14 protein-coding genes are annotated in these 11327 nt (G+C 72.7%); 3 read left to right on the top strand and 11 right to left on the bottom strand.

The genetic code is table 11. From position 1 onward, the window contains the following. Window positions 1–27 precede the first annotated feature (27 nt). Window positions 28–696: a hypothetical protein gene (locus AB6N23_RS05860; protein ID WP_412865160.1), complete on the top strand. Its 669-nt coding sequence runs from the start codon at window positions 28–30 to the stop codon at window positions 694–696. Window positions 697–702: 6 nt separating this feature from the next. Here AB6N23_RS05860 and AB6N23_RS05865 read toward each other — a convergent pair whose 3' ends face one another. Together AB6N23_RS05865 and AB6N23_RS05870 are read right to left on the bottom strand one after the other, a co-directional pair. Continuing rightward, on the bottom strand, window positions 703–1074 hold the full coding sequence (locus AB6N23_RS05865; RefSeq protein ID WP_412865161.1) for a type II toxin-antitoxin system VapC family toxin: 372 nt from the start codon (window positions 1072–1074) through the stop codon (window positions 703–705). Next, on the bottom strand, window positions 1071–1304 hold the full coding sequence (locus tag AB6N23_RS05870; protein ID WP_412865162.1) for a type II toxin-antitoxin system Phd/YefM family antitoxin: 234 nt from the start codon (window positions 1302–1304) through the stop codon (window positions 1071–1073). Before AB6N23_RS05870 ends, AB6N23_RS05865 begins: the two co-directional genes overlap by 4 nt. Window positions 1305–1419: 115 nt before the next feature. On the opposite strand from AB6N23_RS05870, the gene AB6N23_RS05875 reads away from it, so the two are divergent. After that, complete coding sequence (locus AB6N23_RS05875) at window positions 1420–1878, top strand: anthrone oxygenase family protein (RefSeq protein WP_412865163.1); 459 nt, start codon at window positions 1420–1422, stop codon at window positions 1876–1878. 79 nt (window positions 1879–1957) lie between these two features. Here AB6N23_RS05875 and AB6N23_RS05880 read toward each other — a convergent pair whose 3' ends face one another. After that, entirely contained in the window at window positions 1958–2458 is a 501-nt protein-coding gene (locus AB6N23_RS05880) for a glycosyltransferase (protein WP_412865164.1), read from the bottom strand. A 427-nt stretch (window positions 2459–2885) separates the two neighbouring features. On the opposite strand from AB6N23_RS05880, the gene AB6N23_RS05885 reads away from it, so the two are divergent. Next, window positions 2886–4109, top strand: a complete 1224-nt coding sequence (locus AB6N23_RS05885) for a hypothetical protein (RefSeq protein WP_412865165.1) — start codon at window positions 2886–2888, stop codon at window positions 4107–4109. Here the strand turns inward: AB6N23_RS05885 and AB6N23_RS05890 are convergent. The 8 genes from AB6N23_RS05890 to AB6N23_RS05925 form a co-directional block, all read right to left on the bottom strand. Further along, complete coding sequence (locus AB6N23_RS05890; protein ID WP_412865166.1) at window positions 4087–4596, bottom strand: GNAT family N-acetyltransferase; 510 nt, start codon at window positions 4594–4596, stop codon at window positions 4087–4089. The genes AB6N23_RS05885 and AB6N23_RS05890 overlap by 23 nt on opposite strands. Continuing rightward, window positions 4593–4919 carry a type II toxin-antitoxin system TacA family antitoxin gene (locus AB6N23_RS05895; RefSeq protein ID WP_412865167.1) on the bottom strand — a complete coding sequence of 109 codons (327 nt, stop codon included), beginning with the start codon at window positions 4917–4919 and terminating at the stop codon, window positions 4593–4595. Before AB6N23_RS05895 ends, AB6N23_RS05890 begins: the two co-directional genes overlap by 4 nt. Window positions 4920–5013: 94 nt before the next feature. After that, window positions 5014–6330, bottom strand: a complete 1317-nt coding sequence (locus AB6N23_RS05900; protein ID WP_412865168.1) for a glycosyltransferase — start codon at window positions 6328–6330, stop codon at window positions 5014–5016. Between the two features lie 91 nt (window positions 6331–6421). Beyond that, on the bottom strand, window positions 6422–8662 hold the full coding sequence (locus AB6N23_RS05905) for a glycoside hydrolase domain-containing protein (protein ID WP_412865169.1): 2241 nt from the start codon (window positions 8660–8662) through the stop codon (window positions 6422–6424). Between the two features lie 263 nt (window positions 8663–8925). Next, window positions 8926–9315, bottom strand: coding sequence for a type II toxin-antitoxin system PemK/MazF family toxin (locus tag AB6N23_RS05910; RefSeq protein WP_412865170.1), 390 nt, complete (start codon window positions 9313–9315; stop codon window positions 8926–8928). Next, window positions 9312–9536: a ribbon-helix-helix protein, CopG family gene (locus tag AB6N23_RS05915; RefSeq protein WP_412865171.1), complete on the bottom strand. Its 225-nt coding sequence runs from the start codon at window positions 9534–9536 to the stop codon at window positions 9312–9314. The genes AB6N23_RS05910 and AB6N23_RS05915 overlap by 4 nt, the downstream gene beginning before the upstream one ends. A 27-nt stretch (window positions 9537–9563) precedes the next feature. Next, window positions 9564–10526: an LLM class flavin-dependent oxidoreductase gene (locus AB6N23_RS05920; RefSeq protein WP_412865172.1), complete on the bottom strand. Its 963-nt coding sequence runs from the start codon at window positions 10524–10526 to the stop codon at window positions 9564–9566. Beyond that, on the bottom strand, window positions 10523–11327 hold an 805-nt coding region (locus AB6N23_RS05925; protein ID WP_412865173.1), incomplete at its 5' end, for a DUF998 domain-containing protein. The genes AB6N23_RS05920 and AB6N23_RS05925, both read right to left, overlap by 4 nt.

The following is an 11327-nucleotide window of genomic DNA, read 5'->3' on the forward strand; positions in this document are numbered from 1 at the left end:
CCGGACGACGACCGCTAGCGTGCTGGGGTGACCGCCGCGCCGTACCCCGCCCCGCAGCCCGCCCGACCCGACCGGCCGCGCAGCACGTCGCTCACCGGCCCCGTGGTCACGACGTCGATCGGCGTGCTGGTGCTGCTGGCGGCGCTCGTCGTCGGGCTGCTCACCGCGCGCACGTTCGTCGGGCTCGTGACGTCGGACGTCCTCTCGTCCTCCGGCGAGCCCGGCCCGGACGTCGTCGCGGACGCACCGGCCCCCGGTGCGACGACCGCGACGCTCGAGGCCGGGCAGCGCTACGCCGTGCACCTGGCGTGGCCGGCGCAGAGCGCGATCGAGCCGCGGCTCACGGACGTGGTGCTGCTCCAGGCGCCCTCCGGGGACGTCGTCGCCGCGGACGGCGACCCGGCCGTCGACGGCACGTTCACCGCGGGCCGGTGGTCGATCGAGACCGTCGCCGCGTTCACCGCCCCGGAGTCGGGGACCTACCAGGTGGCCGTGCCGACCGCCGACGTGGCCGACGCGCGCGTGCTCCTCGCGCCCGACCAGGACGTCGCGCCGTTCGTCGGCGGGGTGCTCGGCTCCGTGGCCGGGGTGTTCGGCGTCCTGCTGCTCGGCGCGTTCGGCGCCGGGCTGGTGCTCGGCGGCGTGATCTGGTGGGTGGTCCGCGCGCGGGCGCGCCGGGCGGTCCGTCCGGCCTGAGGTCGCTCAGAGCACCGCGACGTCGTACGCGCGGACGCGGTCGTCGACGGTGACGAGCCGCAGGTCCTCCGCCTGGGCCTGCACCACCAGCATCCGGTCGAACGGGTCGCGGTGGTGCCAGGGGAGGTCGCGCAGCCGCTCGGCGTGCGCGGCCGTGAACGGCAGCGCGACCAGTCCCTGCGCGTCCAGGATCTCGGCGATGCCCGGCGGCGCGTCGAGCTTGCCGAGCGACGCCGTGATGGCCATCTCCGCGATGCTCACCGCCGAGACGAGCACGTCGTTGCGGACGTCGGCGATCGCGTCGCGGTGGCGCGGTCCCAGCTTCGGGTCGTCGGCGAGCCACCACAGGATCACGTGCGTGTCGAGCAGGAGCCTCACGCGCCGTACCAGCCGCGCGCGTCGGCGTCGGTGAACCCGTCGAAGTCGTCCGCCACCACGATCCTGCCCGCGAGCGCCCCGGGCGTCCGGACCTGCGGGCGCGCGGGCAGCGGCACCACCCGTGCGACGGGCCTGCCGTGCCGGGTGATGACCGTCTCCTCGCCCGCCTCGGCGCGCGCGACGATGCGCGACAGGTGCGTCTTGGCGTCGTAGATGCTGACCGGGTCCACCGCACCACTGTCGAACTCTGACCAGATCTGGTCAGGACCGCGCACCGGACGATCGGCCACGTGCCGCGGTCTCCCGGCCATGGTCCCCGCGGGCGTCGCGCGGTGGGCTGGGCCCATGACCCCGACCGACGTCCTCACCCTCGCCGCCGGCGTCGCGACCGCCCTCGTCGGCGGCGTGCTGCTCGCCTTCTCCGCGTTCGTCATGACCGGGCTGCGCGCGCTGCCGCCGGCGGCCGGGGCGGAGGCCATGCGTGCGGTCAACCGCGCGGCGCTGCGCCCGCCGCTGATGCTCGTGCTGCTCGGCGCGCTCCTGCTCGACCTCGCGGCCGCCGTCGTCGCCGTCGCGGGCGACGCGCCGAGCGCCGGGTCGGCCGTCGCCGGTGCGGCTCTCTACGTCGTCGGCGGGATCGGCGTCACGGCCGTCGGCAACGTGCCCCTCAACGAGCGCCTCGCGCGCACCGCGGACCCCGCCGGCGAGTGGGTGCGGTCCGCGCCGCGGTGGGTGGCGTGGAACCACGTGCGGGCGCTCGCGTGCGCGGTCGCCGCCACGTTCCTGCTCCTCGCCGCCCGCTGACCCGGTGCTCGCCTCCTGGCGGGAGCGCGCGACGGGCCCGGCGGCGGGTCCGCCGTCGAGCCCGGGCCCGCTCCCCTCCTCATGCCAGCGCGGGGGCCGTCTCCAGCGCCGCCACGTGGTCGAGGATCTTGTCGAGCACGACCGCGCGGTCGAACTGCAGCGCGTACTCCCGCGAGCGCTCCGCCCACGCCGCCCGGTCGACCGGGTCGGTGGCGAGGACGTCGTCGAGGGCCGCCGCGATCGCGTCGGGGTCGGACACCGGCACGACGACGGCCGTGTCGCCGACGGCCTCGCCGATGCCGCCCGTGTCGGTGGTGATGACCGGGCCGCCGCCGGACAGCATCTTCTCCGCGAGCGCGATGCCGAACGTCTCGACGAACTCCGGCCGCGGCTTGCTCGGCAGGACGAACGCGGTGCACCCGGCCATGAGGTGCGACTTCTCGTCGTCGGAGACGTCGTCGAGGAACGTGATGCGGTCGGCGACGGGGGTGGCGGCCGCGAGCGCGCGCAGCTCGTCCGCCTGCGGGCCGTTGCCGGCGATCACCAGGCGCTGCCCGGCGGCCGGCGCGCCGGAGCGCACGAGCCCCTCAACGAGTCAGAAGTGGTCGTGAGACCGACCGCGGCGCTGCCGGATGCGTCAGCGACCTGCCCCGTTGGAACCACGCGCGTCTGCCTCAAACGAACCGCGAAGGTGGCCGCGTCGGTACGGGCCGGGAGCGGCGCAGCAGGTACCGTTCTTGCCTGCGGCTTCGCCGTACAGGTCAACGAACCACGCCAAGGTGTGGTGATCCCGCAAGGGGCGTCTGGGGAGGACGAGACGATGGTACGCGGCCACGTCCGGAAAGCCGAGGCCAGCAAGGCGCCCATCAGTCGGCACCTCGGTCGATGGAATCGCAATGACTGACCAAATCGGCAACGCGCTTTCACGATTCGCCAAAGAGTGCACTTCACGGGGACACGAATGGTGCAACGGCGCACACGGTTGTACCGAAGCATTAGCAGCCCACATGGCGCATGAGGCGGACGTCGAGGGCGCCACTTCGTTCGACGTGTCGAAGGAAGTGCTCGAGCGCGGCGGCGAATGGCCCGGGCACCATTGGTCGACACCCGCCCTGCTCAGGCTAGTGAAGACTGAAGCCCTCGAGCCACCGCGGCGCGACCCTCGGCGCCGCATCATGCGGGTGACTACTGCGCTTGCTCGGCTCGGCGAGCGTGGAATTCCTGCCGATGCAGTTGTCCGAACCTGTCTCGGTCCAGCGCTAGTCCGGCAGATCATCATTGAAGCGGCGTCCATTTGGGTGCTAACGAACGACGGACGTTTGCCCCGGGGCGCTTTCGCTGAGATGGAAGCCTGGATGGACCTGTTCGACTCCGATCCGGCGCTTACGGGCGTGGATCGCTCATCACTTCCTGAGGTCGTTTCCGCAACAATCACAGGAGATGTTGCGCGACGCGCACGCGAATGGCTACGGGATGCGTCCATGGCGCACGTGCTGTCGTGGCGACTGGACGGCTACCTCAAAACCGATGTTGAAGAGTCTGACATTATGCTCCCCGCTGGCGTGGGTGCAACACTATGGGTCTCTGATCGCTTCACCGAGACCTATCTGGACAAGTGGTCGCGGGAATCCCTTGAATGGGAGCTGGTCTTCCTACACGAACCCGTCGAGACGGCAGGCCGAGTTGGCCTCGCGGTAGAACTACTTCGGGAGCGGCCCGTCACGATGCAGCAGATCGTCGACGCTCTTTCTCGCCGTTTATCGGGGGCCGTCGGAGACGACCCGGTGGCACATGGCCTCCGAACAGAGGAGATCATCCATGCGATCGTCGGCATGATCCGCGACGGTCAACAGTCTGCGGCCCAAGAGATGGCTGCTCGCGCGGTGCGCCAGGCTCCCGAGAACGGATATCTCTGCAACGTGCTTGCCTTTTGCCTAATTCCAGTAAATAGCGACGCGTCGCACCAAGTCTTGGATCGTCTCATCGGTACTCGCGATGCGAGAGTGCGAGCAACTGTGGCAATGAATCGCGCCACGCTATACATCGCCGAAAAGAATGCATCAATGGCTCGGGCAATCGTCGCCGAGGTGCCCAATAATGGCTGGCAGGTTTGGTGTTGGGCGCCGGATTCCCTGGACGGTGAACCGCGCCTTCTCGCGACGAGTTTCGCCGAATGGCGGACGCTTGCCAATGCAGTGATCGACGGGCTCAACGTCCAAGATGCCGGGTGATCTCCTTCATCGGAAGAAGAAGGTGCAGGGCGTCCACGGGCGAGGTAAGGAAGTCGCCATTCGAGAGATAGAAACTGCGAGCAGCTTCGTCTCGGCAGTGGATGAGCAAAGCAGCAGCGCCGACACCTTGGCTAGCCTGGTAAGCCTGTTCGATTGCGTGGCGGAGTAAGCCAGCGCCCACCCCCTTTCCCTGAGCAGTCTCGTCGACCGCGAGTCGAGCGAGAAGGACACAAGGCGTTTGGGACGGACGGTTCTTCTGCATTTTGTCCGGCAGGTCGCTCTTTGCGTAGGCGGACATTGCAATCGCGTAGTAGCCGAGCACCACCGTGTCACAGGTCGTCACATACGTGACCGCGTTACTTGCCCGCTGGTTCTCCCAGGCGAAGCGCCGGAACCAATCGTCCAGTTCCGGCGCTCCGCTGGTGAATCTGTCCCGGATATCACTACGCGCAAGCTTTCGAGGCGCCTCGAGAATCGCAGGAGTCATCGGGTCTTCGGCGTGAATGGCTGGCCGAAAGGGGTGGGCCGGGACCAGAGCTTCTCAAACTTCTCCGTAGACTCCAAAGGGGTGTCAAGCAGTCGAAGAAACTCGGCGTACTGCTCCTCACTAGCAACGAACCACCGGCGCTCTGCCAAGATTCGCTCAGCCTGGTCAACGGCAGTGTCGAGGATGAAGTCCGTCATGGTGCGGTCCGTCGCGGCTGCCGCGTGGCGCAGAATGGACTCCTGGCGCTCGGTCGCGCGGACTTCGATTCGTTGATTCTTGGTCATGCGGGATGTCGCGCGTGCGGGCGCGGTGTGCCGGCTCATGGCTTCCCTCCAGATGCGTACGTACAACGTACGGACGTCGTGCCAGACAGTCAAACAGATTCACCCGCCGGTGCAAGCGGAGCGGCGTACGCCGTCACGTGGGCACCGGTACCCAGGCCAGCGCCGCCACGTGGTCGAGGATCTTGTCGAGCACGACCGCGCGGTCGAACTGCAGCGCGTACTCCCGCGAGCGCTCCGCCCACGCCGCCCGGTCGACCGGGTCGGTGGCGAGGACGTCGTCGAGGGCCGCCGCGATCGCGTCGGGGTCGGACACCGGCACGACGACGGCCGTGTCGCCGACGGCCTCGCCGATGCCGCCCGTGTCGGTGGTGATGACCGGGCCGCCGCCGGACAGCATCTTCTCCGCGAGCGCGATGCCGAACGTCTCGACGAACTCCGGCCGCGGCTTGCTCGGCAGGACGAACGCGGTGCACCCGGCCATGAGGTGCGACTTCTCGTCGTCGGAGACGTCGTCGAGGAACGTGATGCGGTCGGCGACGGGGGTGGCGGCCGCGAGCGCGCGCAGCTCGTCCGCCTGCGGGCCGTTGCCGGCGATCACCAGGCGCTGCCCGGCGGCCGGCGCGCCGGAGCGCACGAACCCCTCGATCAGGTCGTCGACGCCCTTGGCGTGCGCGAGCCGCGACAGGAACAGCACGTACCCGTCGCGCTCGAGCCCGCGGGCCGCGAGCACGGCGTCCGTGCCCTCCTCGGTGCGCGACAGGTACGCGCCGACGTCGATCGCCGGGTACGACACCTCGACGCGCGCGGCGCACTGCTCGGCGAACCGCGTGCCGTGCCTGGCGTCGATCGCCGACGCCTCGGTGACGATCAGGTCGCGCGTGTACCGGGACACCGCGAGGCAGACGTCGTGCGACAAATACTGCGCGAGCACGTGCGCGGCCGCGCCGAACCGGTCCTCCTCGACGCAGGCGCGCACCACGTTCGTGACGTCCGAGCCGACGGCCTCGGCCACGGTGACGACGTCGACCGGCAGGCCCGTGCGGCGGGCGACCGCCACCGCGTCCGCGACGGCGGTGGCGTGCGGCGACAGGTACAGCGACAGCGCGACCGTGGGCACGCCGTCGGTGAACAGCTCGACGAGCCGGCCGGTCAGACCCGCGAGGTAGCGGCCGTCGGGCACCTTGTAGTCGCCGACCGGCGCGGGCCGCTCGACGACCACACCCTCCCGGTACGGCAGCACGCGGTCCAGCGGCTTGAGCGGCAGCCCCGCCTCCTGCAGCCGGTCGATGGGCCAGGTGACGATGCGGACCTCGTCGAAGCCGCGGTCGAGCGCGGCCTCCGCGAGGTTGCGGGCCTCGCCGGAGTGGCCGCAGATGACCGGGTCGGCCCGGACCACGATGACCAGGCGGCGGGCGCGACGCGCGTGGTGGGCGGCGGCGGAGGTGGTCACGGCGTCGTCCTCTCGGTCCGGGGTCCGGACGGGGTCGGGTGAGGTCGGGTGAGGTCGGGTGGGGTGCAGCGGGTGCGTGAGGGCGCCCGGGTCAGGGGCGGGCGAGCCGTCCGGCCGGCGCCCCGGCGGGCGGGTGCGGTGCCGGTGCGCTGGGTGGTCGATGGGCGGTGCCCCACCGGGACGGTTCCGGGCCGAGGCCGATGAGCAGCCGGCCCCCGCCGTGCAGCTCGCCGCCGGTGAGGTACGGGCGGTCGAGCGGCTCGCCGTCGAGGTGCACGGACTGCACGTACTGCGCCGGGCCGCCGGGCTCGGGCTCGACGAAGCCGGTCGTCTCGACGGTGAGCGGCCGGCCGCCCACGTCGATGCGCGCCTCGCGCCACGCGGGCGCGTTGATCAGGAACTGGTTCTGCCCCGCCACGGGGAAGAGCCCCAGGGTGGCCCAGACGTACCAGGACGACAAGCCCCCGGAGTCGTCGTTGCCCGGCAGGCCGCCGCGGCCGGTGCCGAACTGCTGCTGCACCACGTCGTGCACGACCTCGGCGGTGCGGTCGGGGCGGCCCGCATACATGTACGCCCAGGGCGCCTCCATGTCCGGCTCGTTGTTGAGCCCCTCGAAGCGCTCGAGCGCGTAGCCGGCGAGCAGCTCGTCCGCGTCGGGAGCCAGGCCGGGCTGCTCGACGGGCTCGGCGCCGTAGCCGAAGAAGCGGTCGAGGAGCCCGACGAACGCGTCGTCGCCGCCCGCGAGGTCGATGCGCGCCGCCATGTCGTGCATGAGCCGGAACGAGTAGTTCCAGCGGCCGCCCTCGTAGTACGTCGAGTCGACGAGCAGGCCGTCCGGCCCGAACGCGTTGACCCAGCGGGCGGCCAGCGGCCGGAACTGCTCCACCAGCGTGAGGTCGCCGACGCGCGCCGCCACGATCGCGCTGCACCAGTACCCGAACGCGAGGTCCAGCGTGTGGCTGATGGGGTGGGCGCGGCCGCGCAGCAGGAACTCCTCGCCGTACGTCCGCCGCAGGTCGTTGTGCATGTGCACCAGCGCCCAGTCCCAGTCCACGCCGGGCAGCCCGAGCGAGCACAGGTCGGCCAGGAACGTGTGCGCGAGGGCGGACCCCTGCCGCGAGAACCGGTCCGCCCCGCGCGCCATCCGGTAGCCGATCGGGAGGTTCCCCTCCTCCTCCGCGATCTGCAGGAGCGCGTTCGCGAGCTCGACGGCGCGGTCGGGGACGAGCGCGGTGAGCAGCGGCAGCTGGGTGCGGTAGATGTCCCACATCGTCGACAGGTCGAACGCGAACGGGCCCGGCGTCGGCCAGAACGGGCTCTCGTCGGGGGCGAGGCACGGCTTGACCAGCGAGTGGTACAGCGCCGTGGCCATGACGGTGCGGCGGTCGGACGACGGCGTGTCGACAGCGACCTTGTCGAGGTGCTCGCGCCACACGGCCTCCGTGCGCTCGCGGCGCAGGTCGAACGCCCGCGGCTCGTCGCCGCACTCGTCCACGAGCGTGTCGCGCGCCTGGTCGACGCCGCGCAGCGAGAACCCGAACCGCAGCTCGACGACCTGACCCGGCTCCGTCGGGCCGGCCCACATGAGGCCGAACGGGCGCAGGGTCGTCGGGCGGATGCGGTCGAAGTCGAGTCGCGTCCCGCCGGGCATGAGGCGCCGGTCGTACCAGAGCATCTGCCGCCAGTGCGGGGCGTCGCACTCGACGCGCACCGCGAGCGGCGCGCCCTCGACGACGATCTCGCCCTCCGCGACTCCGGGCGCGACCGAGCCGAGGTGCGCACGCAGCGGCACCGTGCGCCCGTAGGGGATGTCGAGCCCGCCGAGCGAGAAGTCGATGACCAGGCGGGCGTCGTGGTGCGCGGGGAACGTGTACCGGTGCACGGCGGACTTGGGGCCGACCGTGACCTCGCAACGGATGCCCGACGACAGCGTCGCGGCGTAGTACCCGGGCGACGCCTCCTCGTCGACGACGTCCCACACCTGTCCGAGGTCGTCGAGCGGCCGCAGCATCGGCGTCACGCGGAAGTAGTTGTAGTACTTGCGGATGGCGCCCGTGCCGGACTGCTGGAAGTGCGTGAACCCGCTGGCGACCTGCCGGTCGTGCAGCACGGGCGGCAGGCCCTCGGTCGACAGGTCGTAACGCCCGTAGCCGGTCGGGTACGCGCCCGAGTAGGCGCACGCCGAGACCATGCCGAGCGGGTAGGTCGCGCCCGGGTGCGTGTTGCCGACCTGCGGCTTCGGCCACCACCACGTCGCGGCCAGGCCGGTCGCCGGCGGCAGCGACGTCTGCTCGGTCCCGATGAAGGGGTCGACCTGCTCGAACACCGGCACCTCCCACGTCCCTCGCACCGGCCCCGCGCACGGTCGGCACAGCGTGGCGCCTGGTGGGCCGCGCTGTAAACGACCTGGGGGTGAACGGTTCGGCGACCGGCGGACCGCCGGACCGCGGACGGCGCCCGCGACCCGGCGACGGTACGAGCCGGGTGTGTCCGCGGTGTTGCCGCGAGGTCACGACCTGTGCGGCCGTCCGCCCGCCGCGGGGCTGTGGTCGGGCGGGCGTCGGTCAGTGGGGCGTCCGTCGGTCGGGCACGGCTTCAGCCGTCCGCAGCGAGCCCGAGCAGGTCGCGGAGCCACGTGTCGACGTCGTGGAGCGTCGCGTCGTCGACGAGCCCGGCGACGCGCGAGAGGCGCTCCCGCGCGATCGTCCGCGGCTGCTCCGTCATCGCCCAGGACGGCCGCCCGAGCCCGACCCGCCCGCGCAGCGGCACGTGGTTCGACCAGCCCCGGTCCACCGCCGTCACGGGCAGGACGACGACCACGGTCGTCACGGTCTCGAGGTACTGCCGCGACGCGACGACCAGGACCGGCCGGTGGCCGTCCTCCTGGCGGCCGCGCGCCGGCGCGAGGTCCGCCCAGGCGACCGTCCCGCGCCGGAGCGGGGAGGCCGCCGCGCCGGACGGTGGTGCGTCGTCCCCCGCCGTCACCGGTCGGCCGGCGTCACGTCCCAGGCCGCCGCGTCGTCGGCGTGGGCGACGTCGGGTGGGGTCCGCGCCCTCTCCTCCCGCAGGCGCGCGAAGCGCTGCTCACGCAGCCACGATTCGAGCAGGGTCTCGATGAACGACCCGGTGGTGAGGCCGCGTCGCCTGGCCTCGGCGTTGAGGCGGTCACGCAGGGACGAGTCGAGCTTCACCGTGGTCGCCGTCATCGCCGCGGTATACGCGCGGTATACCGGTCAGCACAGGCGGGCCAGGCTCTCGAGCGCCGCGAGCGGGTCGGGACCGGCAGGCAGGAGCACCACGCTCGTGACGCCGGCCTCGGCGAGCACGGCGACGCGGGCGCGGACGTCGTCCGGCGTCCCCGCGAGCGCGAGCCGGGCCACCCACTCCGCCGGCAGCCGGGCCGCGAACTCCTCCCGCGTGGCGCACGACGCGCGCAGCGCGCGGAAGTCGTCCGCGAAGGGCAGCGGCGCGATGTGCACGTCCCAGTCGGGCTCGCCGATCCACGCGAGCGCCGGGCGCGCCGTGTCGAGGGCCGCGGCACCGTCGTCGTCCACCGCCGCCACCTCGTAGCCGACCACCCGGTGCGGGCCGGTCGGCGCGACCTGCGCGAGCGCCGCGCGGGCGTACTCGGGCGTCACCGGCTCGGCGAGGACCGTGCCGTCGGCGACGCGTCCCGCCGCGGCGAGGGACCGGGGGCCGCGCACGCCCGCGAGCAGGTCCGGCACGACGTCGGGCACCGACGACGGGTCCAGCGCGACGTCGCGCAGGCCGAGCGGCGAGCCGTCCGGGCTGGTCACCGTCTCGCCGCGCAGCAGGGCCCGCAGCGTCGTGACGTACTCCTCGAGCAGCGTCAGCGGCCGGGCCGGCCACGCGCCGACGGACCGCACCCAGTCCGGCATGCCGTGCCCGATGCCGACGTCGACCCGGCCGGGGAACAGCTGCGCGAGCGTCGCGACCTCCATCGCGGCGAACGCGACGTTGCGCACGGCCGCGGGGAGGATGCCGATGCCGACGCGGACGCGCGTGGTCGCGGCCAGCACGGCCGCCGCCTGGGCGATCCCGCCGCGGAACCCGAGGTCCTCGACGACCCACAGCTCGTCGAAGCCGGCGTCGTCCGCGCGCCGCGCGAACGTGAGCACCTGGGCGTGGTCGAGGTCGCGGGGGAGCATCACGCCGAGGGCGGGGGTCCGTGTCATGCGTCATGCCTACCAGCACCGTCCGACGTCCCCGGGCCGGGAGCAGGCGCGGACGCGCGGCGGGCGCGCACCGCCGACGTCACCACCGCGGCGCCCGTGCCGACCAGCCACACGACGGCCGGGTACATGGTCGCCCGCTGGCCCGCGCCCGGACCCCGCCCCAGCTCGACCCCGACGGCGTCCAGCACCGTGGCGACGGCACCCGCGCCGCCCAGCACGAGGGAGGTCACGGCCCACGCACGGTGCCGGCGCAGCAGCGCCGCCCCGGCGACGAGCGCAGCGAGGTTCCCGCCGACCACCGCCAGCACCGAGCCGACGTTGTGCACGACGTACCGCGGCACGCCGCCGACCGGCTCCGTGAGCGACCCCGGCACGAGCCCGACCCACGCGACGCCGACCGCGTGCGCGAGCACCGCCCCGACGACCCACCGGCGCGCGCCGCCGGGCACCAGGTCGCGCAGCAGCACCACCGCGGCGACCACGAGCAGCGCGTGCACCACGAACCCCGCGTTCATCACCGCGTGCAGCGGCGAGCACACCGTCCGGCCGGTCAGCTCGGCGCACTCGGACAGTCCCAGGTCGCTGACGTAGTGACGCGCCCGGCTGTACGGCACGACGTCCCACGCCGCCGCCACGACCTCCTCGACGACCAGCACCTGCACGGTCGCGAGCAGCAGCAGCCCGCCCACGACGTGCCGCCGCCGGGCCGTCGCGTCCGGCGTCCCCGTCACCCGTCCATGCTCCGCGACGCACGGCACGTCGGCAGCCCGTGCGCCCGCGGCGGCGCGCGGCCGGCAGGCG

This window comes from Cellulomonas pasadenensis, assembly GCF_047229365.1.
Taxonomy (GTDB): Bacteria; Actinomycetota; Actinomycetes; order Actinomycetales; family Cellulomonadaceae; genus Cellulomonas.